The 25,916-nt window shown below is 66.4% G+C and carries 24 protein-coding genes and 2 tRNA genes; 19 read left to right on the forward strand and 7 right to left on the reverse strand.

Going from position 1 to position 25,916, the window contains the following annotated elements:
* The first annotated feature begins 379 nt into the window (after positions 1-379).
* From NNX35_RS07365 to NNX35_RS07440, 16 genes are all read left to right on the forward strand, one after another.
* The gene (locus NNX35_RS07365) at positions 380-3,697 is read left to right on the forward strand and encodes a ribonuclease E/G (RefSeq protein WP_255867395.1); all 3,318 of its coding nucleotides are present in this window, start codon (positions 380-382) and stop codon (positions 3,695-3,697) included.
* 371 nt (positions 3,698-4,068) lie between these two features.
* On the forward strand, positions 4,069-4,380 hold the full coding sequence (rplU, locus tag NNX35_RS07370) for a 50S ribosomal protein L21 (protein ID WP_146361875.1): 312 nt from the start codon (positions 4,069-4,071) through the stop codon (positions 4,378-4,380).
* Between the two features lie 84 nt (positions 4,381-4,464).
* On the forward strand, positions 4,465-4,728 hold the full coding sequence (gene rpmA, locus NNX35_RS07375; RefSeq protein WP_104053918.1) for a 50S ribosomal protein L27: 264 nt from the start codon (positions 4,465-4,467) through the stop codon (positions 4,726-4,728).
* 107 nt (positions 4,729-4,835) lie between these two features.
* A complete protein-coding gene (gene obgE, locus NNX35_RS07380; RefSeq protein WP_255766441.1) occupies positions 4,836-6,419 on the forward strand; it encodes a GTPase ObgE in 1,584 nt (527 codons plus the stop codon).
* Positions 6,420-6,471: 52 nt separating this feature from the next.
* Complete coding sequence (gene proB / locus NNX35_RS07385) at positions 6,472-7,686, forward strand: glutamate 5-kinase (protein WP_255867396.1); 1,215 nt, start codon at positions 6,472-6,474, stop codon at positions 7,684-7,686.
* Positions 7,683-8,993, forward strand: a complete 1,311-nt coding sequence (locus NNX35_RS07390) for a glutamate-5-semialdehyde dehydrogenase (RefSeq protein WP_255867397.1) — start codon at positions 7,683-7,685, stop codon at positions 8,991-8,993. Before proB ends, NNX35_RS07390 begins: the two co-directional genes overlap by 4 nt.
* A gap of 119 nt (positions 8,994-9,112) precedes the next feature.
* Positions 9,113-9,346 (forward strand): hypothetical protein, encoded by a 234-nt coding sequence (locus NNX35_RS07395; RefSeq protein WP_227921083.1) that lies wholly within the window; start codon positions 9,113-9,115, stop codon positions 9,344-9,346.
* A gap of 35 nt (positions 9,347-9,381) precedes the next feature.
* Positions 9,382-10,047, forward strand: coding sequence for a nicotinate-nucleotide adenylyltransferase (gene nadD, locus NNX35_RS07400; protein WP_255766437.1), 666 nt, complete (start codon positions 9,382-9,384; stop codon positions 10,045-10,047).
* Between the two features lie 24 nt (positions 10,048-10,071).
* A complete protein-coding gene (locus tag NNX35_RS07405) occupies positions 10,072-11,364 on the forward strand; it encodes a hypothetical protein (RefSeq protein WP_255766436.1) in 1,293 nt (430 codons plus the stop codon).
* Positions 11,365-11,388: 24 nt separating this feature from the next.
* Positions 11,389-11,775 carry a ribosome silencing factor gene (gene rsfS, locus NNX35_RS07410; RefSeq protein WP_227921091.1) on the forward strand — a complete coding sequence of 129 codons (387 nt, stop codon included), beginning with the start codon at positions 11,389-11,391 and terminating at the stop codon, positions 11,773-11,775.
* A gap of 9 nt (positions 11,776-11,784) precedes the next feature.
* Complete coding sequence (locus NNX35_RS07415) at positions 11,785-12,468, forward strand: histidine phosphatase family protein (RefSeq protein ID WP_255766435.1); 684 nt, start codon at positions 11,785-11,787, stop codon at positions 12,466-12,468.
* Positions 12,469-12,594: 126 nt separating this feature from the next.
* Positions 12,595-12,670: transfer RNA gene (locus NNX35_RS07420), tRNA-Ala, on the forward strand.
* A gap of 49 nt (positions 12,671-12,719) precedes the next feature.
* Positions 12,720-12,795: transfer RNA gene (locus tag NNX35_RS07425), tRNA-Ala, on the forward strand.
* Positions 12,796-12,966: 171 nt separating this feature from the next.
* A complete protein-coding gene (gene pnuC / locus NNX35_RS07430; protein ID WP_255766434.1) occupies positions 12,967-13,629 on the forward strand; it encodes a nicotinamide riboside transporter PnuC in 663 nt (220 codons plus the stop codon).
* Positions 13,626-14,732: an AAA family ATPase gene (locus tag NNX35_RS07435; RefSeq protein WP_255766433.1), complete on the forward strand. Its 1,107-nt coding sequence runs from the start codon at positions 13,626-13,628 to the stop codon at positions 14,730-14,732. Before pnuC ends, NNX35_RS07435 begins: the two co-directional genes overlap by 4 nt.
* Complete coding sequence (locus NNX35_RS07440; protein WP_255867398.1) at positions 14,732-15,472, forward strand: NUDIX domain-containing protein; 741 nt, start codon at positions 14,732-14,734, stop codon at positions 15,470-15,472. Before NNX35_RS07435 ends, NNX35_RS07440 begins: the two co-directional genes overlap by 1 nt.
* Positions 15,473-15,497: 25 nt before the next feature.
* Here the strand turns inward: NNX35_RS07440 and NNX35_RS07445 are convergent, their stop codons facing one another.
* Genes NNX35_RS07445 through NNX35_RS07455 form a run of 3 tightly spaced genes read right to left on the reverse strand, consistent with a single transcriptional unit; the run spans position 15,498 to position 18,771 of the window.
* Positions 15,498-16,202: a lysoplasmalogenase gene (locus tag NNX35_RS07445; RefSeq protein WP_255766431.1), complete on the reverse strand. Its 705-nt coding sequence runs from the start codon at positions 16,200-16,202 to the stop codon at positions 15,498-15,500.
* Between the two features lie 56 nt (positions 16,203-16,258).
* On the reverse strand, positions 16,259-17,566 hold the full coding sequence (locus NNX35_RS07450) for a D-arabinono-1,4-lactone oxidase (protein ID WP_255867399.1): 1,308 nt from the start codon (positions 17,564-17,566) through the stop codon (positions 16,259-16,261).
* Positions 17,563-18,771, reverse strand: a complete 1,209-nt coding sequence (locus tag NNX35_RS07455; protein ID WP_255867400.1) for an amino acid deaminase/aldolase — start codon at positions 18,769-18,771, stop codon at positions 17,563-17,565. Before NNX35_RS07455 ends, NNX35_RS07450 begins: the two co-directional genes overlap by 4 nt.
* A 276-nt stretch (positions 18,772-19,047) precedes the next feature.
* On the opposite strand from NNX35_RS07455, the gene NNX35_RS07460 reads away from it, so the two are divergent.
* Together NNX35_RS07460 and NNX35_RS07465 are read left to right on the forward strand one after the other, a co-directional pair.
* Positions 19,048-20,145 carry an acyl-CoA desaturase gene (locus NNX35_RS07460; protein ID WP_227921104.1) on the forward strand — a complete coding sequence of 366 codons (1,098 nt, stop codon included), beginning with the start codon at positions 19,048-19,050 and terminating at the stop codon, positions 20,143-20,145.
* A gap of 62 nt (positions 20,146-20,207) precedes the next feature.
* The gene (locus NNX35_RS07465; RefSeq protein ID WP_255766428.1) at positions 20,208-21,281 is read left to right on the forward strand and encodes an App1 family protein; all 1,074 of its coding nucleotides are present in this window, start codon (positions 20,208-20,210) and stop codon (positions 21,279-21,281) included.
* A 64-nt stretch (positions 21,282-21,345) separates the two neighbouring features.
* Here NNX35_RS07465 and NNX35_RS07470 read toward each other — a convergent pair whose 3' ends face one another.
* The 4 genes from NNX35_RS07470 to NNX35_RS07485 form a co-directional block, all read right to left on the reverse strand.
* Entirely contained in the window at positions 21,346-21,759 is a 414-nt protein-coding gene (locus NNX35_RS07470) for a hypothetical protein (protein WP_255862903.1), read from the reverse strand.
* A gap of 324 nt (positions 21,760-22,083) precedes the next feature.
* Positions 22,084-22,962, reverse strand: a complete 879-nt coding sequence (locus NNX35_RS07475; protein WP_255862904.1) for an NAD(P)H-binding protein — start codon at positions 22,960-22,962, stop codon at positions 22,084-22,086.
* A gap of 110 nt (positions 22,963-23,072) precedes the next feature.
* Complete coding sequence (locus NNX35_RS07480; protein WP_255862905.1) at positions 23,073-24,173, reverse strand: aromatic acid exporter family protein; 1,101 nt, start codon at positions 24,171-24,173, stop codon at positions 23,073-23,075.
* Between the two features lie 40 nt (positions 24,174-24,213).
* Positions 24,214-25,152 carry a LysR family transcriptional regulator gene (locus NNX35_RS07485; protein WP_255867401.1) on the reverse strand — a complete coding sequence of 313 codons (939 nt, stop codon included), beginning with the start codon at positions 25,150-25,152 and terminating at the stop codon, positions 24,214-24,216.
* Positions 25,153-25,604: 452 nt separating this feature from the next.
* Here NNX35_RS07485 and nrdH point away from each other — a divergent pair, with 452 nt between their 5' ends.
* Complete coding sequence (gene nrdH, locus NNX35_RS07490; RefSeq protein ID WP_146361766.1) at positions 25,605-25,850, forward strand: glutaredoxin-like protein NrdH; 246 nt, start codon at positions 25,605-25,607, stop codon at positions 25,848-25,850.
* Positions 25,851-25,916 lie beyond the last annotated feature (66 nt).

Raw genomic sequence — 25,916 nt, forward strand, 5'->3', positions numbered from 1 at the left:
GGGCCAAAAAGGCGGCCGTATGCGATAATGAAGCTTGGCTGACAACGGAACCACATTCCGTCGCCGGTCCAGCGACAGGCTTCCGGTTCTGCCGGTGACGCTTCCCGTGTAGTTGGCCCATCAATCCGGATGGGAACCAGGGAATCCGCCGGCCAGACCTACCCAGAACAGCCGTAACGAAAATTATCCGTTCCGCAGGGGTAGCAGGAAAAGCGCCGCTGGTCTTCGAGTGATACCGCGCCCCACAGCTGGCACGACCTCGAATGACATCCAGACGACTTCCGGCTGGCGGGCAGGCTGCGATGCCACCGCACAGCCGACACATTGCCTTGGGGCATTGGAATGTGGCCAGTGCCGCAGGGCCGGAGCATAGGCCTACATGACTAATCAGAATAATGGAACCAATGAACTGCCTGTGGAAACCGCAGCGGCAGGGGATCTTCCCGTGCAGCAGGGCGAGCAGCCGGCACCCGTAAAAAAGGCCACCCGCAGCCGCCGTAAGTCTGTCCCCGCTGCGTCCCCCGCAGGGCAGTCCGCAGCGGAGGCGCCGCAAGCCGAAACGGCAGCGGCGGACATCCAGCCGGAAACCCCCGCGCCCGCCGCTGAGAAGCCCAAGCGCACACGCACCCCCCGTAAGAAGGCAGCACCGGCCGCCGAAGCAGTCATGCCGCCCGAAGAGACCCCCGAGGCCGTTGCCGAGACCGCTTCCGCCGCTGCGGACTCGGTTTCCGCTGACGCAGCTGCCGAAACCGCCTCCGCTGAAGCAGCTCCCGCCAAGACAGTGCGCCGGCGCCGCAGCCCGGCCAAGAAGCCTGCCGTGGATGCCGTTGCCGTTGAGAACGCTGCTGCCGACGAAGTGACGCTGGCTGCCGGTCCGGAGTCCACCAACACTGCCGAACCCGCTGCCGAAGCAGCCGCTGCACCGAAAACCCGGACGCGCCGCCGCGCCAGCACGCCGACCGGCCCGGCACGCTCGGCTGAGTCGGCCGTGTCCGCTGCTGCGGAACCCGCCGAAACCCCGGCCGAGCCTGTGCTGCCCGCCGCGGCTGAAGCACCCGCCAAGGAAGAGTCCCCCGCCAAGAACCAGGAGCCTGCAAAGGCTGAAGCCGCAGGGCCCACCTCGGCGCTGGATCCGTTCTCGGTACCGGAATCGCCCACGTCGGTGCTGTTCCACGCCCCGGACCTTACCGCTGTGCGTTCCGTGCCGGTGGCCAAGCCCGCCGAAGCCGAAGATACAGACGAGGCGGAGGGCAGCGACGATTCCGGCCGGTCCCGCCGCCGGTCCCGCCGCGGCCGCAGCCGCCAGGGTTCGGAATCAGGAAACGGGCAGGAAGCCGGTGCAGAAGAAGCAGCGACCGGTCCCGAGGACTCCGAGTCCGACGGCGTAACCTCCCGCCGTCGTCGTCGTCGCCGCCGCGGGGACGCCGATCTGGAACTGACCGGGGGAGCGGACGATGATCCGCCCAACACCGTCACCCGGGTGCGTGCACCGCGCGCCCACGCCGAGGCTCCGGTCTCGGACCGCGTGACCAGCGTCAAGGGGTCGACCCGGCTGGAAGCCAAGAAGCAGCGCCGCCGCGAGTCCCGCGAGTCGGGCCGGCGCCGCCACGTAATCACCGAGGCCGAGTTCCTGGCCCGCCGTGAGTCCGTGGACCGCCAGATGATTGTCCGCCAGCGTGACGAGCGGATCCAGATCGGCGTGCTGGAAGACGGCGTCCTCGCCGAGCACTTTGTCTCCAACACCCAGCAGGACTCCCTGATCGGCAACGTCTACGTCGGCAAGGTCCAGAACGTGCTGCCCAGCATGGAGGCCGCCTTCGTGGACATCGGCCGCGGACGCAACGCCGTGCTGTACGCCGGCGAGGTCAACTGGGATGCCGCCGGCCTGGACGGCCAGCCGCGCCGTATTGAACTGGCGCTGAAGTCCGGCGATTCGGTCCTGGTGCAGGTCACCAAGGATCCGGTGGGCCATAAGGGTGCACGCCTGACCAGCCAGATTTCCCTGCCCGGCCGCTACCTCGTGTACGTCCCGGGTGGTTCGATGACCGGCATCTCACGCAAGCTGCCCGACGTCGAACGCAACCGGCTCAAGAAGATCCTCAAGGACCACCTGCCGGAAAACGCCGGGGTCATTGTGCGCACTGCCGCTGAAGGTGCCAGCGAGGAAGAGTTGATGAATGACATCAACCGCCTCCGCGCCCAGTGGGAGAACATCGAAGCCAAGTCCACGTCCACCAAGACGCTGCCGCCGGAACTCCTGTACGGCGAACCGGACCTGACCATCAAGGTGGTCCGCGACGTCTTCAACGAGGACTTCTCCAAGCTTGTGGTCTCCGGTGAAGAGGCCTGGGACACCATCGAGGCCTATGTCACGTACGTGGCTCCGGACCTGGTGGGACGCCTCGAGAAGTGGACCAAGGACGAGGACATCTTCTCGGCGCACCGCATCGACGAGCAGATTGCCAAGGCGCTGGACCGCAAGGTGTTCCTGCCTTCGGGCGGCTCCCTGGTGATTGACCGCACCGAAGCCATGACAGTGGTGGACGTCAACACGGGCAAGTTCACCGGCAGCGGCGGCAACCTGGAAGAAACCGTCACCAAGAACAACCTCGAAGCGGCCGAAGAAGTGGTCCGCCAGCTGCGTCTGCGCGACATCGGCGGCATCATCGTCATCGACTTCATCGACATGGTCCTTGAAGCCAACCGCGACCTGGTGCTGCGCCGTCTCGTGGAGTGCCTGGGCCGGGACCGTACCAAGCACCAGGTCGCCGAGGTTACCTCGCTGGGCCTGGTCCAGATGACCCGCAAGCGCATGGGCACCGGCCTGCTCGAGGTCTTCGGTGAGACCTGCGAGCACTGCGACGGCCGCGGCGTCGTCACGCAGGACGTACCCGTGGAGCACCGCCGCAGCACCAGCCACACGCCGGCCGGCAACGGCCACGCGGTTGCCGATGATAACCACCAGCAGCACCTCAAGCAGGAAAAGCAGTCCCGCGGGGACCGTAAGCGCAACCGCAGCCGCGGACAGAACGGCAACGTCCAGGCAGCGGAAGAGCAGCCGCAGGCTGAGGAACCGGTACAGGAAGACGCCGAGCGGCAGGCGAAGGCCGAAGCCGCCCGCGCGGCCTTGGCCAGCATTGCCGCTGCGACCGCCGCCGCACACGAGGTGGTTGACGCAGCCGCCAACGGCGACGCGGGATCGTCGGTACCGGCCGCGAATGAGGCAGCCGATGATGAGTCCGACACCGAGCCGGGGGCCGTGCTGAACATCCAGGGGGAAACTGTAGTGGTTCCCCGCCGCCAGAGGCGCCGCCAGGTGAAGGAAGAACCCGTCCTGACCCTCGAAAGCCTGACCGAAGCCTTCAACGAGGTCGCCTCGGCCGTGTCCCAGCCCGTGCAGCCGGCCGCCGATCCGGAGCCCGCTGCCCAGGCGCAGGAGCCGAAGTCCACCCGGCAGGCTGCAGTGCAGGCATCCGCACCGGAGGCACCGGCCCGCCCGGCACGCCGCCGCAGGGCAGCCAGCAGCCCGCAGGGTGCCGCCGAGGTCCTGGCACCGGCAGCAGGGGAAGCAGTTTCCTCCACGCCGGCACGGCATACGGTTACGGCGGCCGGCAAGCCGCCGGTTGCCCGTGAGGAAAAGACCGGTGCTGCGGCTCCGGTGATCCTTGGCGTTGGCGTACCCGCCTCCGAGCTGTAGCCCCGCGTACCACTGCCTGCGGGCGGCCTGTCCCTTAGGGGCCGGGCCGCCCGCAGGCTTTTAAGCCCGTGCCATGGACCCGCCGTGGCGCCGATGCCCGGAACACCGGCATCATGGGATAAAGTAGACATCGAGCAGTGGCACCGGTTCGGTGGCGCCCTTGGTCCGAGTGCATATGTACGGCTGCATATACCGTGTGCAGGCGCCGCATTTGCGGGTTATAGGACCATTAGCGTAGCCTTGAACTTCGGTGCGAACGCCTTCCAACCGTTTATCGGCTTAGGCGGAACTGCATGGCGCAAGGCAGGCCCAATCTGGTCCCAGCTAAATGCGCATCCAAGTATTAAACGTCGAGAGAAGTGAGTTCCCAAGTGGTGTACGCGATTGTCCGCGCTGGCGGCCGCCAAGAAAAGGTTTCCGTCGGAGACCTCGTAACCCTGGACCGCGTCCCCGGTGGAGCCGGTAGCACCTTTGAGCTGCCTGCCCTGCTTTTGGTTGATGGCGACAAGGTCACCTCTGCTGCACAGGACCTGGCCAAGGTTACCGTGACTGCAGAAATCGTCGAGAACTTCCGGGGTCCGAAGATTGTTATCCAGAAGTTCAAGAACAAGACCGGCTACAAGAAGCGTCAGGGCTACCGCTCCTCGCTGACCAAGGTCAAGGTTACGTCCATCAACTCCTGATTCTCCTGCCGGCCCCAGGGCCGGGAACGCGGGTGTGATCCCGCCTGAGGGTTTCAATATCAGTTAGCAAAGGCAGGCAAAGAAATGGCACATAAGAAAGGTGCGAGTTCCACTCGCAACGGTCGCGACTCCAACGCCCAGTACCTCGGCGTAAAGCGTTTCGGCGGCCAGGTTGTCAAGGCAGGCGAAATCATCGTTCGCCAGCGCGGCACCCACTTCCACCCGGGTGAGGGCGTTGGCCGCGGAGGCGACGACACCCTGTTCGCCCTGGAAGCAGGCGCAGTTGAATTCGGCAGCCGTCGTGGCCGCCGCGTCGTGAACATCGTGGCTGCTGCAGCCGCCGAGTAATCACCGGCATTTAGCTTTTCCGACGGGGCGGGCCTTGATGGCCCGCCCCGTCGTTTTTTAAGCCAAGTAGAATTGGCATGATCAAGAAGTTCCTTTGAAGGAGAACCATGGCCAGCTTTGTAGACCGCGTAGTGCTGCATGTTTCGGGCGGTACAGGCGGCCATGGTTGCGTGTCCGTCAAGCGTGAAAAGTTCAAGCCCCTGGGTGGGCCCGACGGCGGCAACGGCGGCGACGGCGGCGACGTCATCCTGCGCGTTGACTCGAATACCACCACCCTGCTGGACTACCACCACGCCCCGCACCGGCATGCCACCAACGGCGGCAACGGGATGGGCGACTGGCGCGCGGGCAAGACCGGCGAGACGCTGATCCTCCCCGTGCCGGACGGCACCGTCGTCAAGAACAAGGCCGGCGAGGTCCTGGCGGACCTGGTTGGGGAGGGCTCCGAGTACATCGCCGCCGCCGGCGGCCAGGGCGGCCTGGGCAACTCCTCGCTTTCCTCACAGAAGCGCAAGGCTCCCGGATTCGCGCTGCTGGGCGTGCCCGGCGAAGAGTCCGACATTGTCCTGGAGCTCAAGTCCATCGCCGACATTGCACTGGTCGGCTTCCCGTCGGCCGGCAAGTCCTCGCTGATTGCGGCCATCTCCGCGGCCCGGCCGAAGATCGCCGATTACCCCTTCACCACGCTGATCCCGAACCTGGGCGTTGTCCAGTCCGGTGACGTGCGCTTTACCGTCGCCGACGTTCCCGGCCTGATTGAAGGCGCCTCGGAAGGCAAGGGCCTGGGCCACAACTTCCTGCGCCATGTGGAACGCTGCGCCGCCCTGGTGCACGTGCTGGATTGTGCCGCTCTGGAAACGGACCGCGACCCCATTGGGGATCTGGAAGTCATTGAGCGCGAGCTCGAGAAGTACGAAGTGGACATGAGCTACGCGGGCACCGACGGCGACGTCGTGCCGCTGAACCGCCGTCCCCGCCTTGTCGCACTGAACAAGGTCGACGTTCCTGACGGCCGCGACATGGCCGAGTTCGTCCGGCCGGAACTGGAGAAGCGCGGCTACCGCGTGTTCGAGGTTTCCGCGTCCAGCCATGAAGGCCTGCGTGAGCTCGGGTTCGCCATGGCTGCCATCGTCAAGGAAGCACGGGACGCCGTGGAGAAGGCTCCGCCGCGCATCCAGCCGCCGGTCCTGAAGCCGCGCGGCGTCAACTACAAGGGCGGCTTCCTGATCCGCCGCGAGGAGCGCAACCTTGAGCCGCTCTTCCGCGTCCTGGGCGAGAAGCCGGTTCGCTGGGTCCAGCAGACCGACTTCACCAATGACGAAGCCGTGGGCTACCTGGCGGACCGCCTGGCCAAGCTGGGCGTGGAGGAGAAACTGTTCAAGGAAGGCGCCAAGCCCGGTGACGCCGTGGTCATCGGCGAGGGCGACGGCGTCGTCTTCGACTGGGAGCCCACGATGATCGGCGGTGCGGAACTGCTTGCCGCCTCCCCGCGTGGCAGCGACATCCGTGTCGAAGACTTCTCCCGCCCCACCCGCGAGGAAAAGCGCGGCGACCACCAGAAGCGCAAGGAAGCCCGGGCTGCCGCCCGGGACGAGCTCGAAGCCGAGCGCAAGGCAGGCATCTGGACCGAGTCCGTGAACTACAAGCACTCGTCCCGTCCTGCGGACGTCGAGGGTAACGAAGCGGAGTAACGCCTTCATCTTCCCGGTGGGGACGGGGCGCAGCGCATAGGCTGGGCAGGTTATGAGTGAACACATCGAATTCGCCTCTCCTGCCCGCCGTGCGTTGACTTCCCGCTCCGGGCTTGCCCGGGCCCGCCGGGTGGTGGTCAAGGTAGGTTCCTCGTCCCTGACCTCCGTGGCGGGCGGGATCTCCGACTCTGCCCTGCGGTCCCTGGCCGACGTGCTTTCCGCCCGGCATGCGCAGGGAACCGAGATCATCCTGGTCTCCTCCGGCGCTATCAGCGCCGGGCTGGCGCCGCTTGGCCTCACCAAGCGTCCGGCGCAGCTTTCCTCCCAGCAGGCTGCCGCCAGCGTGGGCCAGGGCCTGCTGATGGCGCGTTACACGCAGGCGTTCAGTGTGCACGGTGTCACGGTCAGCCAGGTGCTGCTCACCATCGAGGACCTGATGCGCCGAGCCCATCACGCCAATGCGCACCGGGCCATGGAACGGCTGCTGAACTTCGGTGTCCTGCCGATCGTGAATGAGAACGACGCCGTCGCCAGCCACGAAATCCGCTTCGGCGACAATGACCGCCTGGCCGCCCTGGTGGCGCACCTCGTGAAGGCCGACGCGCTGATCCTGCTCTCCGACGTCGATGCCCTCTACGACGGTCCGCCGTCCGAGGGTGCCCGCCGCATCCCCGAAGTCACCGGTCCCAAGGACCTGGCGGACGTGCGGATCGGCAAGGTGGGAAGGGCCGGCGTCGGTACGGGCGGGATGGCAACCAAGGTCGAAGCAGCCACCATTGCCGCGGAATCGGGCATCCCGGCACTGGTCACGTCCACGGCCAACGCGGCCGCCGCGCTGGCCGGAGAAGACGTGGGCACCTGGTTCACCACCCGCGGCCGGCGCCGGTCCATCCGCCTGCTGTGGCTCGCCCACCTCGCCCGCATCCAAGGCACCCTGGTGCTCGACGACGGCGCCGCAAAGGCGGTGGGGGACCGGCACCGTTCGCTGCTGCCGGCAGGAATCACTGCTGTCAAGGGGCAGTTCGAACCCGGTGACGCCGTTGCCCTGGCCGATACCGCGGGCCGCGTGATTGCCCATGGCCTGACCAACTACGGTTCGGACGAACTGCCCACCATGCTCGGCCGCTCCACCCGGGAACTATCCCGCGAGCTGGGGCGCGGCTATGAACGCGCGGTGGTCCACGTAAACGACCTCGTTCTCCTGCACCCCAACGAAGCACCGGCACCCGCGCCGGATGCCGGGACCGGGCCTACACTGGGGTCATGACTTCCGTGAACACAACAGAGGCTGACCTGGAACCTGCCGGCACGGACAACGGCGTGGAAGCCCAGGTCCATGCCCTTGCCGACCGTTCCCGCACGGCTGCCCGGCGCCTGGCGCGGGCCAACCGTGCCTGGAAGGACCGCGCCCTGCGCCAGATTGCGCAGAACGTCAATGCGAAACAGGCCGCCATCCTTGCGGCCAACGCCCGCGATGTGGCGGCAGGCCGGGACAACGGGACCTCCGCGGCCATGCTGGACCGGCTGTCGCTGACGCCGGCACGCATCACCGCGCTGGCCGCAGCGCTGGAGAACCTGGCCGGGCTGCCGGATCCGGTGGGATCCGTAGCCCGCGGCCAGACGCTGCCCAACGGCCTGCGGCTGCGCCAGGTGCATGTTCCGATGGGCGTGGTGGCCGCGATCTACGAGGCCCGCCCCAACGTCACCCTCGATATTGCCGGACTGGCGCTGAAAAGCGGCAATGCCGTTCTCCTGCGCGGCGGCAGCGCCGCGGAGAACACCAACGCCGTCCTCGTGGAGATCATCCGTGACTCCCTCGAGGAAGCGGGCCTGCCCGCCGATGCCGTGCAGAGCGTTGACCAGTACGGCCGTGAAGGCGCCACCGTCCTGATGAAGGCCCGGGGCCGGGTGGACGTGCTGATTCCGCGCGGCGGCCGCTCCCTGATCCAGTCCGTCGTCACCAACGCCACCGTGCCCGTCATCGAGACGGGGGAGGGCAACGTCCACATCTACCTGGACCGGACGGCGCCGGTGGAGATGGCAGTGGATATCCTGCTCAACGCCAAGACGCAGCGCCCCAGCGTCTGCAATACCGTCGAGACCCTGCTCATCCACGAGGGTGCTCCGGCTGCCCGCGATGTCCTGGCGGCGCTGGCCGCCGCCGGCGTCCGCCTGCACGCCGACCCCCGCGCCATGGAACTGCTGCCCGCCGGAGTCAGCGCGGAAAAAGCCGACGACGGCGACTGGGGGCGTGAGTACATGGACCTGGACCTGGCCGTGGCGGTAGTGGACACGCTCGATGACGCGCTGGAGCACATTCGGCGCTGGACCACCGGACACACTGAAGCGATCATCACCAATGACCTTGCCAATGCGGAGCGGTTCATTGCGGAGATCGATTCCGCGGCGGTGATTGTCAATGCCTCCACCAGGTTCACGGACGGGGGCGAACTCGGGCTCGGCGCCGAGGTGGGAATTTCCACGCAGAAAATGCATGCGCGCGGCCCCATGGGGCTCAGGGAACTGACCACCACGAAATGGATCATCCAGGGCGACGGGCAGATCCGCGACTAGTTCCGTCCAGCGCCCGGCGACGGGTCCGGCTGCGATGTGCACTCCGTTACGCGTACCATTGACTAAGAACCCGTTCCGCCGGCTGCCCGGCGGAACCTATCGATCTCTAGGGGAGATACATGCTGATCCAGCTTACGGGCGCCGTGTTTACTGCTGCCGAAGAACACCACGTTGAACTGCCGGCGTCTCCGTACGTCTACGGCGGAGTGATCTTTGCGGCGCTGCTGCTGCTGATGCTGATCACGGTGTCCTTCTCCAATGTGGGCAACCGCCACACGGCCGAGCCGGAGCACGTTGACCCCCAGCGCCAGTTCCCCGACAAGCATGACCACGGCCAGGCCATCCGGGACTGACCCCGTACGTGGAGTCAGCGGAGGCGTTCTTCCCCATGGGTGAACCGCAGCGGACACAAAGCAACGGAAAGCGCAGATTCCGCCTCGGAGTCATGGGTGGAACGTTCGACCCCATTCATAACGGCCACCTGGTTGCCGCGAGTGAGGTTGCGTCCACGTTCGATCTGGACGAAGTGGTTTTCGTCCCCACCGGCGACCCGTGGCATAAGCCGGCCGCCCAGCAGGTGAGTCCGGCCGAGCACCGGTACCTGATGACGGTCATTGCTACGGCATCGAACCCGCGGTTCACGGTGAGCCGCGTCGACATCGACCGGCCGGGCCCTACGTACACCATTGATACTCTGCGTGACTTGAAGACGGCAAGGCCCGAGGCTGACCTGTTCTTCATTACCGGCGCCGATGCCATGGCGCAGATCCTGTCCTGGAAAGACATCCAGGAGCTGTGGTCACTGGCGCGGTTCGTGGGGGTGACGCGGCCGGGGCACGTTCTGGAGAACGTCGGCCGGGATGACGTCTTCCTGTTGGACGTGCCGGCCATGGCGATTTCGTCGACCGATTGCCGGCGCCGCGTGGCCGAAGGCAACCCCGTGTGGTACCTCGTCCCGGACGGGGTAGTGCAGTACATCGCGAAGCACCGTTTGTACGCCGCCGACAGGCAGGCTCCGAACTCCGCGGAAACCGAAACAGAACCAGTAGCGTAAATACACATACCGGATGGGTAGGAAATGACTAACGGTCCAGAGTCCGCGCCGCGGCGCAGCCGCCGGGCGGCCGACGTACCCGTGGATTCCCCGGCCGGGCCGCGGGAACGTGAGTCCCAGCAGCGTGCCCGGGACCGGGAAGCGCTGCGTGCGTACAAGGCCCTGGCAGAGACGCCGGAGCGCCGTGACCCTGAGACTGCGCCGCCCACCCGCCGCCAGCTGAGGCTGCAGCAGCAACAGCGTGCTGCAGCTGCGGGTACCGGGGCCGGCTCGGCTGAGTTGCCCGCGGATGTCCCGGCCTCGCCGGAGGCAACCGGACCGGTCTCTTCCGAACCGTCTCCACCGGCACCTGCCGGTCCGTCGCTGCGTCGGGAACGACGCCGGCAATCGTCCTTGGCGGGTACGGACGCGGAACCGGAGTCCCAGGTCCCGGAGCCCAAGGCTCCGCAACTTAAGGCTTCGGAACGGCAGGTTGCGGAAACGCAGGACGAGCAGGAATTGAGCTCTCGGGCATCCCGAAAGCAGAGCCGCCGCGCGGCACCGGCTTTGGCAACTCCCGCCGTTACGGAAGGTCCGGCCGCCGGTCCCGCTGCCGGCACCGACCCGAACGCCGACGTCGAGGGTATGAGCGTGGAACAGGCCCTGGCTGCCCGCCAGGCACTGGAGGGACAGGCCCGCAACCATGTTGCGGCCATGGAGGCACTGCAGGTTGATGATCCGCAGGCCGTGGACCTGGAACTGCTGGCCCAGCAGAAGGCCCTGGCCGAACGTGCCAAGGTACTGAACCGCCGCACCCGCGCCATCGAGAAACTGTCGCAGGAAAACGAGCAGCGCAAACCGTCGCCGAGCGACCCGAGTACTGCCCACAACCTGGCGATGGTGACGCCGCTCGAGTTCGTGAAGGTCCCGGGGATGGAACATCCCGTGATGAAGGCGCCGCAGACCTCGCACATTCCCATTGTCACCTCGTCGACGCCGGTGGTGGATCCGGAGGCTGCTGCCGCGCGGCCCCTGCCGGCGGTTCCTGCCCAGCGTCCGGCGTCCGTGCCGCGCCGGGTACCCGTCGGCGCCACGGACGTGCGCCATTCACGGATCCTCGCCCGCGCTGATGCGCTGGTCAATAAACCGGTTGAATCCGAGGAAGCTGCGGCCCCCATCGGTGCCCGCAGTGCCTTCGGGCTTGACCCCCTAGATGTCATGACGGCCGGACTCGGCCGTACCCGGAGGCTGCGTTTTGCGGCCGCCGGAGTTGCAGGTCTGGGCACACTTGCCCTGATCGTCGGAGTACTAATGATCGTCGGCGGCCTTGGCGGCTGACCGATTACCCCAAGGAGACACACTTTGAGCGCCACCGAATCTTCCATCGACATTGCACGGGCGGCGGCCAAAGCGGCCTCGGCCAAGATTGCGGACGATATCGTCGCAATCGACGTGAGCGAACGGCTTGCCATCACCGACGTCTTCCTCATTGCCTCGGCCTCGAATGAGCGCCAGGTCAACGCCATTGTTGACGGCATCGAAGAGGAACTGTCCAAGATGGACCTCAAGCCCGTGCGCCGTGAAGGACGCAGCGAAGGCCGTTGGGTCCTGCTGGACTACGCCAACGTCGTTGTGCACGTCCAGCACGAGGAGGACCGCGTGTTCTACGCCTTGGAGCGTCTGTGGAAGGACTGCCCCGAGGTTGACCTCCAGCTTGAAGACGCTCCTGCCGGCGCCGAGTCCGAATAGCCTGTGACCATGAGCGCCCCTGCCCCTTGGGATCCGGATTCCGCGTCGCGCCGGGTGGTTTTCTGGCGCCATGGACGTACGGAATGGAACCGGGCGGGGCGCTTCCAAGGGCAGCAGGATATTGCCCTTGACGACACCGGCCTGCGGCAGGCTGCCGAGGCGGCGGCAGTGCTGCGGTTCCTCGAACCCGACGCGATAGTTTCCTCGGACCTGAGCCGTGCCCTGGGCACAGGCAGGGTCCTGGCCGCCGAGACCGGTCTTGACGTGGCGGAGGACAAACGCCTGCGGGAAACATTTGCCGGCACGTGGGAAGGGCGTACCTTCACACAGATCGCGGAGCAGGACGCACCGCTGCTCAGCGCCTGGTCGGCGGGAGTAGGCAGCGCCCGGGCGGGCGGCGGGGAAACGCGCGTCGACGTCGGCCGGCGGGTCGCCGAGGCAGTGGGGGAGGCCGTCCAGGAACTGCCTGCCGGCGGCACGCTTGTGGCCGTAAGCCACGGGGGAGCGATCCGCGCCGGAATCTGCGCGCTGCTCGGCCTGCCTACGGAGTCCTGGGCGGTCATCTCGGGGGTATCCAATTGCCACTGGTCGGTCCTTCAGGAAATCCCGGACCGGCACGGGAATTCCGCCTGGCACCTGGCCCAGCACAACGTGGGGCTGGACTCGCTTCCCAGCGGCCCGGTGGAGGGCTGAAAGACCCTCTTTCCTGCCCGTCAGGGGAGCGCTGAGTGGATTTTGCGCTCCTGTTGATTTGTACTAAGGTAGAGGAGTTGCTTCGCCCCGGTGAACGGGAAAGTGAAGTAAACAACCTTTAGTTTTGGGGCTGTGGCGCAGCTGGTAGCGCACCTGCATGGCATGCAGGGGGTCAGGGGTTCGAGTCCCCTCAGCTCCACCAAAACCTTCGGGAGACCGAAGGGTTTGCGGTGGAAAATCACTGAAAGTTCGGGGCTGTGGCGCAGCTGGTAGCGCACCTGCATGGCATGCAGGGGGTCAGGGGTTCGAGTCCCCTCAGCTCCACCAACAAGACCGCTGGAACACGGGAAATCCTGTGTCCAGCGGTTTTTTAGTGCCCGGAATGCTCCGGTTTGTTGTGACGTAGCTCTCAATACTGGTCCACGGCAGGTCTTCCGTTCTCTCACCATCGGCCTTAGGCTACTCATTGTCACACTGACAATAAATCAGGAGAGCGTCATGAATGCAGTACTGGACTGGATGAACTCGCCGGCAGCATCCCTGCTTGGAGCACCCGTCAGCTGGATCGAAGTCATCGGGTTCGTCACCGGTGCTGCCTGCGTCTACGGCGTCGCCCGGCAGAAGGCCTGGAACTGGCCCGTGGGCATCATCAACAACATCGCGTTTATGGTTCTCTTCTTCGGGGCCGGGCTCTACGGCGAGACCCTCCTGCAGGCCGTGTTCGCCGGCGTCGCCGTTTACGGGTGGTACAACTGGGTCCGCGGCGCCAAGGATACGGAGCAGAAAAGCGACCTGCCGATCCGCGACGCAAGCCGGAACGAGATTATTGCCGGTATCGCCGCCGTCGTCCTGGCCACCGTGGGGATCGCCATGATCCTCACGCACGGAACCGACTCCGAGGTTCCCTGGCCCGATGCCTTCGTCCTGGCCGCGTCGCTCCTGGCCACCTACGGACAGGCGAAGAAGATCTTCCAGCACTGGTACGTCTGGATTGCCATCGACCTCGTCAGTGTTCCGCTGTACTTCTCCCGCGGACTCAACCTCACCGCCATCCTCTACATCGGTTTCACCGCCCTCTGCGTCTACGGTCTTATCGACTGGAAGCGCACCCGCACCGCGGCCGTCCGCCCGGCTGCCGAGGCCGGAAAGATACCGGCATGAGCCTGTTTGGCCAGGGTGTCGTGATCGGCAAGTTCTATCCGCCGCACGTCGGCCACCGGCACCTCATCGCCCGGGCGTCGGAGCAGTGCACAAGGCTCGCCGTCGTCATCCTTGGCAGCCGGTTCGAGAGTATCGCCCTTGAAGACCGGGTGAAGTGGCTTGCCGCCGAGTTCGCAGAGACGAACGTAACGGTCATCGGGATGCCGGACGACTGCCCGGTGGACTACAACTCCCGGACCATCTGGAAGGCACACAACGAGGCCTTGCGCATCGCCCTCAAGCTAAAGGGCATCACAGCCGTCGACGCCGTCTTCAGCTCCGAGGACTACGGCAGCGAACTCGCGCAGGACTTCGGCGCGGCCCACGTCATGGTGGACAGGCTCCGCACCGCCTATCCCGTCAGCGGCACCCTCTGCCGGGACGACATCGGCGCAGCCTGGCGGAACATCATCAAAGGTGCCCGGCAGGACATGGCCGTGCGAATCATCGTGGTCGGAGCCGAGTCCGCCGGCACCACCACCCTCGCCCGGGCACTGACCGAGCACTACCGGGCGAGCTTCCCCGAGCTCGTCGACGTTCCCGAATTCGGCCGCCAGTACACCTATGACAAGTTCGCCGCTCTGCAGGAAACCAAGCCCGACGCCGTCCTGTCCGACATGGTCTGGACCGCGGAGGATTTCGCCGTCATCGGGGAACGGCAGAACGAGATGGAAAACGAAGCAGCGGCGCGGTGTCCGCTGGTCATTGCCGATACGGATGTGATCGCCACTGCGCTCTTTGAACGGATCTACATCGGTGAGCAAAGCTACGGTTCCTACCATGCCGTGGAGCGGTTGCCCCGCCGCGACCTCTACCTCGTCACCGACCACGACGGCGTGCCCTTCGAGGACGACGGATGGCGCGATCCGGAGCACCCCCGGGCCGAAATGACCGAGTGGTTCAAGGAGGAGCTCACGGCAGCCGGGCATTCCTGGATCCTTGTTTCCGGCACTCCGGAGGAGCGGATATCCACGGCAACTGAGATAATCGACCTCATCATCGCCCAGCGGAACCGCTTCACCTCACCGCCCTGGGCAAAGCGGACGGTACTGACAGGAGCCTGATGGCCACCGAAGAAGAGCAGTTCCTTCAGGACTACGCGCCCAGGGAGTATCCCTCCGTTGCGCTGACCGTGGATCTGGTCGTCTTCGCCGTCAAAGGAAGCACCCTCCATGCAGCGCTCGTCCGCCGCGGAGGGCATCCCTTCAAGGGTGCCCTGGCTCTGCCCGGCGGCTTCGTGGGGCCGGATGAGGATGCCCTCACGGCTGCGTGGCGTGAGCTGCAGGAGGAAACCGGACTGGACCTGGGTGCGCACCGCGCCTACGTCGAGCAGCTCGCCACCTACAGCTCACCTGTTCGCGACCCGCGGATGCGCGTTGTGTCCGTCGCCCATCTGGCGCTGCTCGCAACCGACGGCAGCGCCCTGCCCGTGCTGAACCCGGGCACCGACACTGCAGCCGCGCAGTGGATGCCGGTATATGACGTCCTCGCCAATGAGGCGCTGGCCTTCGACCACCGCGAGATCCTCACCGCGGCCCTGGACCGCCTTGCCGGCAAGATCGAATACACCCTCACCGCAGCCAGGCTTCTGCCTGAGGAATTTGCCCTCTACCAGCTGCGCCGCGTGTACCAGGCCGTGTGGAACACCGACAAGCTCGACGCCGGGAACTTCACCCGGAAGATGACCGGCGCCCTGCGGGACACCGGACGCAAGGTCCTCCGCGGGAAGGGTGCCCCCGCAGCGGTATTCACCGTCAAGGACGAGTACCTCAGCCCGCCGATGATGCGGCCCGCGGAGGGCTGAGGCGTTTCCACGGGGGGCTGGACCCTCAGCGTCCGTCCCGCCAGGTCCGAAGCACCCCGGCAACAATAAGGGCCTGCCCCGCACAGTAGGTCAGCATGACAAGGGGATTGGTCCAGTCAGGCATCTGCTCGGGCAGGAAGATCCGGCCGGCCAGGATCGTGTCCGAGGCCAGGAACAGCAGGCCGCCGGCGGCCACCATCGGCCGGCAGCGCGCCGCCGTCGCCGCGGTGCCGGCGAGGACAATGCCGTACGCGGCCACGGCCAGGGCCAGACCGCCCAGTGCAGGCCACAGCACCACAAGCATCAGTACCCACCACAGCGGGAAGACCAGTGCCCACCGCGGGATTCGTCCGGCAGCGGCGTACCCCGCCAGGAGCCAGATATAACAGACGTGGGCCAGGCCGAAGGAGCCGAGCATTACCGGCAGTTCCGGTGCCGACGGGAAGAACGCGGCGGCGCCGTCACCGATCCAGGAGAAGAACAGGGCCGCAAGCAGCAGTGCCGCCGGCAGCATCCGGCCGGCAGGCCCGCGGACGACGCCGCGCGCGCCCCAGAGGGCGGCGACGGCAAGCAGCGGCATCAGGGTGAGTTTGGTGGGTTCGGCGATGTCGGTGGCTTCGACTGCCCGCGCCCCGACATGAACGGCAGAGGCTGCTGCGAAAGGCAGGAATCCCCACCACCACGAGCGGGGCAGGACGGTGGTCTGGCTTTGGGCGGGCGCGGCGGTCACGGCACTCCTTCGGGTCGGCTGCAGACCATCGTACGGTGCCTCCGGCGCGATGGCCGTTAGGCGCCCAGCACCCGGTCCAGATAGGCGTTCGCGAAGACCCGGCCCGGATCCAGCTGCTCCCGTACCGCCAGGAAGTCCCTGAAACGCGGGTACCGCTCCGCCAGTGCCGCCGCCTGGAGCGAATGCAGCTTGCCCCAATGCGGCCGCCCGCCGTGGGCGAGCATAAGTTCCTCGACGGCGTCGAAGTACTCGGCGAAGTCCTCCCGGTAATAGCGGTGCACGGCTATATAGGCGGTCTCCCGGCCGTAGGCGGTGGACAGCCAGCGGTCATCGGCCGCCGCCCAGCGGACCTCCACGGGAAAAGAGATCCGCCAGCGGCGCTCCTCGATCAGCTCCCGGAGGGCGGAGAAGGCCGGGCCCAGGCGGTCCGCCGGGACGGCGTACTCCATTTCCCGGAACCTCACGTTGCGCCGGGTGGTGAAGACCCGCGCCGAAGCGTCCGAATAGTCCCGGCCGCCGAGCAGCCGTGCCGCGGCGGCGTTCACGGCAGGGACAACCGCCGGTACCGCACTGCCTACGGCACAGGTACCCCGGAACACGGTGTTTGCCAGCAGGGAGTCGTTAATCCAGCGCGCAGCGGGACCGGGCGGACGGCAGCGGGCAGCACCGGGCAGGCGGGTGTTCGCCTTGGTGGCAGCGCGGTCGGTGTGCGGAAACCAGTAGAACTCAAAATGGTCGGTTGCTTTCACCCGGTCGTCCAGTCCCTCGAGCACATCCGCCAGGGGCTCGGATCGTTCTTCGGCCTGGAGCACGAATGCGGGTACGCACTGGAGGGTGACGTCGGCGATGACACCCAGGGCACCCAGTCCGAGGGCGGCGGCCGGGAGCAGGGGATCCCCGCTGCCCACGCTGAGCAGGCCGCCGTCGGGCTGGACCAGGGTCACGCCCGCCACTTGGGTGGCCATTCCGCCGAACCCGGCACCCGTTCCGTGCGTCCCGGTGGAAACTGCACCGGCGATGGACTGCCGGTCAATGTCGCCGAGGTTCGGCATTGCCAGTCCGTACGGTTCCAGCAGTGCCGGAATCCGATGCAGCCGGGTGCCGGCCCGGAGCCGCACCCGGCACCTTCCGGTGTCCACGGCGACTACCCCCTGCAGGGCACTGAGGTCCAGCTGGACGCCGTCGGTGGCGGCAATGTCGGTGAAGCTGTGGCCCGCCCCTACGGCCTTGACCCGCTGCCCGGCGCCGGCCGCGCCGGCCACGCAACGCTGCAGGCCGGCGGTATCGAGCGGGCGCTCCACGCGAAGCGGCTCCGCAGTAACGTTCCGTCCCCAGTTTTCCCACCCGGCGCCCGCCGCCCTCACAGGAACGCCTTCCCCTCGCCGCGGTAGGTGGGCAACGTGTCCACGATCTTCCCGCCGTCCACGACCTGGTACTCGTTGAGGTGTTCGGCCGGCTCGCCGCTCTTGGCATGCCGGAACCAGACGCGGTCACCGGGACGCAGCATCCCGGCAGCCGCACCGTGCAGGGGAGTCTGTACCTCTCCCGCCCCTTCCCGCGGGAGGAAACGCAGGCCCGCCGGCCAGACCGGACGCGGAAGGCGGCTGGCTCCCGGCGGCCCCGAGGCGATCCATCCGCCGCCCAGCACGGTGGCGGTGTCCGACGTCGGACGGCGGACGACGTCGAACGCGTAGGCGGCGGCAGGGGCCGGCGTAAACGCACGGTAGTTGTCGAACAGGTGTCCGCCGAAGAGTCCGGAACCGGCCGTTATCTCGGTGACCGCCGGGTCCGCGCGCGTGGCTTCGATGGAGCCGGTGCCGCCGCCGTTCACGAATTCGAGCGGGGCCAGATCGCGCAGCCGCCCGGCAATGAGCTGCCTGCGGCCGAGGAGCTCGGCCATGGACCGCGGCTGCAGGTGCCGCATGAGGACATTCCGCGGGCCTGCCCCGGGAACCGCGTCGCCCACGCCGGCCACCTGGGCTTCGTACATCATCAAACCCACCAGCCGGAAGCCGGGGCGGGCGGCAATCCGACGGCCCAGTCGGACGGCGTCGTCCGGGGTGTGCAGGGGAGACCGCCGGGTGCCGATGAAGCCCAGCGCCGGCGCCTGCCAGGAGGCGTCCGCATCCAGGCAGATACGCACCTCCGGGCGCTTGCCCGCCGGTGCCAGGGCATCTATCAGGTCCAGCTGGGACTCGTCGTCGACCATCAGGGTCACCCGGGCGGCCAGCCGTTCGTCGCCCAGCAGCCGGGTGAGAGCCGTCCGGTCCGTGCTGGGATATCCCACTAAAACATCCGTGCACCGCTCCGCCAGCCACAGGGCTTCGGGGAGTGTGTAACCGAAAACGCCCCGAAAACCGGGGAGCTGAAGCAGCGCCTCTATGACGCCGCGGACGCGGAGGGACTTGCTGGCAATCCGCAGGGGCATGCCGCCGGCGCGCCGGAGCAGGTCCGCAGCGTTGGACCGAAGAGCCTCCAGCCCCAGCACCGCCACCGGTGCCGGCAGGGCCGCGGTGGCCTCCGACAATGCGGGCCAATAGGTTTCGGGGGTCAGCCAGGGAGGGGACACGGCTGTTGAGGATGGGTCCGGTGTTCCCGGCAAGCCGGGCGGGAACAATTGCAGAGGGGGAGCCGGAGTCCCGGCGTCGTTGCGGTTACCCATGGTGACCTCCGTTGTCTGCACCCACCCTAAACGCGGAATGCCGCACCCTCCAGCACGCAACGCTCGGCAGCCGCAGCGCAATGTCACAGACAAACACCAGCCTTCCGGGTTAGGGTGGTCACATCCGCAGAGCGAAACCGCTCGCCACGCCGACTGGGAAGTCGTACACCACCAGAAGGCCGCATGAGTTTAACCGCATCCTCCACTGCACCCGTTGAAGAAGTCCCGAGCGAAAAGAAGCCGCGCCGGAATAACGTCACCAGCACCTACTCCGGACTGCTTAAAGCCGTCCGTGACGAAGGCCTGCTGAAGCGCCGGAGCTCTTTCTACATCACCACTTTCGTGTTCCTGTGCATCGGCCTGGTTGCCGCCGCCACAGGGTCTTTCTTTATCGGGGAGAGCTGGTTCCAGCTGCTCATCGCCGCGGCGCTGGGCATCCTCCTGACGCAGCTAGCGTTTATTGCGCACGAGGCCTCGCACCGCCAGGTGTTCGAATCGGGGCCGGCTAATGACCGGGCCGGTAAGTTCGTGGCAAACGCCGTCGTCGGCATCAGTTACCAGTGGTGGATGAACAAGCACAGCCGGCACCATGCCAACCCCAACACGGTGGGCAAGGACCCGGACATCGACATGGACACCATCTCCTTCCTTCCGGAGCAGGCGGCACGGCAGAAGGGCTTCATGGCCTGGTTCGCACGCCGCCAGGGATGGCTGTTCTTCCCGCTGCTGATGCTGGAGGGCATCAACCTGCATGCGACGTCCATCAAGCACCTGTTCGCGAACAAGCAGGTCAAGGGACGCATCTCCGAACTGGTCATGGTCTTCACCCGTCTGGGCCTGTACCTGGCTGCCGTGTTCTTCTTCCTGCCGGTGGGAATGGCCTTCGCCTTCATCGGCGTGCAGCTTGCAGTTTTCGGTGTCTACATGGGTGCTTCGTTCGCCCCGAACCACAAGGGCATGCCGATTCTCCCCAGGGACTCCAAGGTCGATTTCCTTAGCCGCCAGGTTCTGACTTCGCGGAACATCGTGGGCCGCGGCATGAACACCCTGATGGGTGGACTGAACTACCAGGTGGAGCACCACCTGTTCCCGAGCATGCCCCGGCCGTCGCTGGCCCGGGCCAGCGAACTGGTGAAGGAACACTGCTCCAAGCACTCCATCCCCTACACCGAGACCACGCTCGTGCAGTCCTACGCCATTGTGGTCCGGTACCTCAACGAGGTGGGGCTCTCCGCCCGGGATCCGTTCGACTGCCCGGTCCGGTCAAAGTACCGCATCTAGCGTGCTGATCCGCCGGAGCAACGGCAAATACCTGCGATCGAAGCATCTGACAGACTAGGAATATGACAAAAAACCCCGCAGACCGTCCGGCGGACAAAACTCCGGTGGCCCACCTCGGCATGCGCATGGAGGATTCCCTGCATGCATGGCGCGATGAACGTGCCCGGAAGCGGGGGGACGTGCAGATAGTCCTTCCCTTCACCGGATACGGCTCCACGGAATGGGTGCGCGTACTTGGCCGGGTCATCCTGGCCAAGCCCGGTTATTTTGACGGCGCTGAAAAGTCGATGGCGTCCAAGGCGATCGCCGACGGCATCCGCGGCTGGCGGAACTTCATGAGCCCGCCGGTCAACAAAGCCACGGTCACCGTGGTTGTGGGCGACCAGAAGCATGTGGTCACCGCGGACCGGGGAGGAGTGGTTGACGCCGTCCTTCCTGCGGATCTTGCTCCGGGCTGGACTACCGTCCTGCTTCGTTCCGAAGACGGCGAGGAAACCACCGCGCCGATCTACGTGGTGGATCCGGCCGCCGAGGTAGGCGTGGTGTCGGACATTGACGACACCATCATGGTCACCGCACTTCCACGGCCGATGCTGGCAGCCTGGAACACCTTTGTCCTCGATGAGCACGCCCGTACGCCCACACCGGGAATGGCGGTGATGATGGACCGCCTGGCACGGGAAAACCCCGTGGGCCCGGTGCTCTACCTCTCGACCGGCGCCTGGAACGTCGCCGCTACGCTGACCAGGTTCATTACCCGCAACCTGTATCCGGCCGGTCCGCTGCTGCTGACCGACTGGGGTCCCACCACGGACCGCTGGTTCCGCAGCGGCCAGGCGCACAAGCGCAGCCAGCTGGAACGGCTGGCCCAGGAATTCCCGGACATCAAGTGGCTGCTGATCGGCGATAACGGCCAGCATGACGAAGAGATTTACGCCGACTTCGCCCAGCGCCACCCGGAAAACGTCCGGGCCATTGCCATCCGCCAGCTGTCGGCCGGCGAAGCGGTGCTGGCCGGCGGACGGACGGGCAAGCCGGGGGAGACCCCCGTGGACGTCCCCTGGATCTACGCGCCCGACGGCGCCGGGATGGCCCGTCAGCTCGCGGAGCTCGGGCTGCTGACCGACGAGGGGTAGTTTTCCCGCTTTCGAGAACCGGCTCGTGCCCTGGGAGGTCCCAGGGCACGAGCCGGTTTGCGGTTTAGGGCAGTTCCGCCTCAGTGATCGTTACTCCCCAAGGAACGCCTTCGGTGCCGTGTACGTCCACATCGAGCACCCCTGCGGCGGGCCTGATGTCCACGGTAAGCGAATGGTTGTTCGCATCCGGCCCGCATGAGAGCTCCATTGGTCCTACCCTGGCCAGCTCGATGGTCATGGTGCCGGTCTGGGCGCAGGCTGCCTGCAGAGTGACGGCCTCGGCCTCGGTCTTGAGACCGCGGACGGCGCGGACGCCGCCGTTCCGGCTATTGGTCTGGACGACCAGGACGGCTGCGCCCGGATCCGGCGCTGCGACCGGGAGCGCGGACTCGGACGGGTCGGCTCCCGGGCTCTGGCTTGCCGGGGTCTCCGAGACAGCGGAGCCTTCCGCCGTATCTGCTGTTGAACAACCCGACAAGGATATAGCGGCAAGTGAGAATACGGCTAATGCCGGCAGTGCAATTCTGCGTTTTTTCATTAACATTGGTTCCCCTTTTTAGTGGGGAGGCCCTCCATGTTGTCTAACCCGATTTCCGGGCGGCTGACCCCTACGGATGGTGCTTTATGAATCGCAGTTCAATCTGTGTTTACATTTCGAAGTCTTGCTTTTCCGCCGGGCAGTGTCAATAAGAAGACGCGTTCCCGGAGGGCCCGCCAGCCCTTGGATGCCCTTTATTTCAGGCTTTTTGGGGAATGCAATTAATTTCCTGAAACCGGCTTCCAGGGGGTAATTTCCCGTGTACTAGCTCTGCGGATTCAGGGCCGGGCGAAGGACATCGTAAGCCCACGCCGCCAGGGCGGTGGGGGTGGAGGTCACCAGGCTGCGGGGGTCTTCCGGGGTGAAGTCCAGCTGGCCGCGCGACATCCCCAGGATCCCCTCGATCCTGGCCTCCGTTAGTCCGGCCCCGCGCAGCATGCCGGCATACTCCGTCTCGGATATCTGCAGTGCGGCCAGCGGGCGGCCGACGGCGGCACCCACAACCGCGGCAACCTCACGGAACGAGAGGTCCTGCGGGCCGAGAACCCCGAGGGTGCGCCTGCCGTGCCAGTCCGTGGCCAGCAGCCGCCCGGCCGCAACGTCCCCGATGTCCCGCGGATCGACCCACGGCATCCGGTGCTCGACGGGCAGGATGGTGGTCAGCACGCCGGCGCGCACGGAGTCCAGATCAGCGAGCAGGTTCGTGAAGAAATAGCCGCAGCGCAGGTGCGTCACGTGCGCGCCCGTACCGTTCAGCAGTACTTCCGTGCGGGCCAGGCCGTCCACTTCACCGAACCCGCTGCGGACCTCGGCCCCCACACTGCTCTGGAACACCACGCGCGGAACGGCATTGGCGGTCACCGCTGCGGCGGCCGTCTCCCCGAACCGCTCATAGCCGTCCAGCGGGTCGTCGTCATCACTGGGCGGATCCACCCAGTACAGGGCATCGGCGCCGAAGGTGGCACGCAGGACGGCGTCCTCATCGTCCTGGTTGCCCTCCACCACATCGCAGAACCCCCGGAGCCCGGGCTCCAGCCGGGAGGCGTCGCGCAGCAGGGCCGTCGGCCGGACGCCTGCCTGGATGAGCAGCCTTAAGACCCGGGAACCAACGTGCCCCGTGGGCGTGGTAACGACAATTTTCACGGCGCTGTCCCTTGTCCGGCGTCATCCTTCGTGCGGCGCGGCCTGGTTGCGGTCCCTGCTGCGGGGGAGTCTAACCGTCCGCCCGCGCTGCAGGAAAGGGCGGCGCGGACCTAGGCGTCGCCGTCGGACTCCGTGTTGATGATCCGCAGGATGCGGCGCAGGTCCATGGCCAGGGCGGCCGTCGCATCCACGGGGCTGTCGGCCGAGCCCGAGGTGTTGACCAGGCGCACCAGCTCCACGAGCGCCTGGGTTGCCGTGGAGTGCTCCTCGCTTTCGGGATCCCAGGCCTCCACCGCTTCGGCACAGCCGTTTACTGCCTTGGCCAGGGGTACGGTCAGGGCGGCCGGGACAGCGACGTTCTGCGGATTCCGCCAGATGGCGTCGGTGAGGACTTCGGTCATGTCCTTCACATGCCGGGTGGCGCGTTCCATGGCCCGCAGCGCCCGGTAGTCGGCAGTGAAATCACGGCTGTACTTGCGGCTGCGGATGTTTCCGTGCCGGCTGGTGTCCGCCAGCTCCACGGCTTCCCGGACCTCCTTGGTCAGGGTATCCAGTTCGCTCTCGCGCTGGGACCAGTCCTCGTGTTTGGGCGGCCAGGTTTCCTCCAGCGCCGTTCCCATGTCCCGCAGTTGCCGTGCCAGCGATTTCCGCAGTGTGACCAGCCCGTTGACGGCGCCGTTCAGGTGCAGGGGCGGGAAGACGAGGGCGTTGACGCCCAGCCCGACAACGACACCGACCAGCATCTGCACGCCGTAGCCGAACGAATAGCCGTCCGGATCATCACCGCCCAGGAGCAGCACGAACAGCGCAGCCATCGGCACGTATTCCCGGCCGGACGCCCCCAGGAAGTTCAACCCGCCGAGCAGCACGCCAATGCCGACGATCACGGAAATGGTCCAGACATTCGGGGTGCCGATCAGCAGGGCCCCCAGCGCCAAAAGCATGCCGGTCACCAGGCCGGCCAGGGTTTCCATGCCGGTGCGGAAGGAACCGGAGACGGTGGGGTACATGCTGACAATGGCACCCAGCGGAGCGTAATACGGGTACTGCGAAGCCACCCCCGGCACGTGCGGGGCAAGTGTCCAGGCGATGCCGACAGCGAGGGTGGCCTTGAAGGCGAGCTGGAAGCGGGTGACGCGCAGGACTCCGGTCACCCGGTTGGTAACGGCACTCAATGACCGTTTGGAGATGGTTTTTTCGCCAGTGGTCATGTTTCGAGTATGGCCCGGGCCTAACTCAGGAAACGACTTTTCAGCCCTGCCGGGCACCGGATGTGGGGAGCGGCACTATGCTCCGGCGGCCCAGCACATCGGCCAGCCGGTCCAGGAACAGCCGGACCTGCACGTTTTGTTCATGGATCAGCAGGGCGAAGATGCTACGGGCCAGCCGGATTTCGGGGACATCCAGCACCACGGTGCCGGCCGGCCGGTTCAGCATCGCCAGTTCGGGCACCAGCGCCGCGCCAAGGCCGGCGGAAGCCATGGCCAGGCTGGCGTTGAAGTCATCGCAGTACGCGGCCACCTGCGGGTGGAGGCTGCAGCTGGCGAAGAGCCGCTCGATCACCAGGGCATCGGGGGTGCCTGGATGATGCATGATCCAGGGCATCCCCGCCAGCTGCTCGGCGGACATCTCGGCGCCGCTGCGGATGCCCCAGGACTCGGGCAGCACCACACGGAAATTATCGTCGCCCAGCCAGCGGCGGCTGATGGAGGACGGCCAGGCCAGCCCGCCCTGGCCCACCTGGTACACCAGTGCGACGTCGAGGTTCCCTCCCGTGCGCAGCCCCTGGATGGTCTGTGCCGGTTCGGCGACGGAAAGCAGCAGGTCAATTCCCAGATCCCGCCACTGGGGCGACGCCAGCAGTTCCGGCAGGGCGAAGGTGGCCAGGCTGGGGAAGATGCCCAGGCGCAGCACCTCTGAGCTGCCAGGTCCGGGACGGGCCGCGGCCGCCAGGAGGGCATCCATGTCGGTGAGCACCTTGACGGCGTGCCGGGCCATGACGACGGCGGCTTCCGTGGGCGAGGCGGTGCGGGCGGAACGCTCGAACAGGCGCACACCGGTGTCCTTCTCCAGGGCGGACATCTGCTGGGACACGGCCGAGGCCGTGTAGCCCAGCCGCAGGGCGGCTCCGGCAAACGACCCGGTGCGGAGAACCTCCAGCAGCGTCTTCAGGTGCACGGGGTTGACCATTCCGGCACCCTCCTTCCTCGCCCCTGCGGGGCCGACCACAATATCTAGTGTTAGCGGGTACTAGACCCGACACGCCCACGGTACGCGACACGCTTGAATCTTGCCTGCCTCGTCACATGTGCATCGCGTTCTGCACAGGCTGTGGAGAACCCCTGCCGGCCCGCTGGAATCCCGCCTATTTACGCGGCATGCCCTGTGCACAAACTGTGGACGGCGGCCCCCTGTAATGACATACTTGTAATACATCATGTAGGGGTTCCACCTTGAGGGGCGCACTAGATGTAGTGTCTGGGCATGGAACTGGATGTAGTATCTAGGAACAGACTTCGAGAGCTTCACCAAGCTCCACAAGCAACTTTTTGAACACAACGAACGACCAGTATCGCCAGCTTCATCAGGCACCATCCAGCAGCACAGAACAGACTTCACGCTTCACTAGGGGAGACCACGCCATGACCGTTACGGTTTACACCAAGCCCGCCTGCGTACAGTGCAACGCCACTTACCGCGCCCTCGACAAGAAGGGCATTGTGTACCAGAGCGTGGACATGTCGCAGGACCCCGAGGCCCTCGAGCGCGTCCGTGCCATGGGCTACATGCAGGCCCCCGTTGTCGTCACCGAGCAGGACTCCTGGTCCGGCTTCCGGCCCGACAAGATCGAAGAGCTGGCCCAGGCGCAGGTTTCCTCCGTAGCCTAGGGAGCCGCCGGGCTCCGTCCGGCTTTCCCGCCGCAGCACCTCGCATCACGCACCACCCGCGCAATA

The organism is Arthrobacter sp. zg-Y844, from assembly GCF_024385465.1.
Taxonomy (GTDB): Bacteria; Actinomycetota; Actinomycetes; order Actinomycetales; family Micrococcaceae; genus Arthrobacter_B.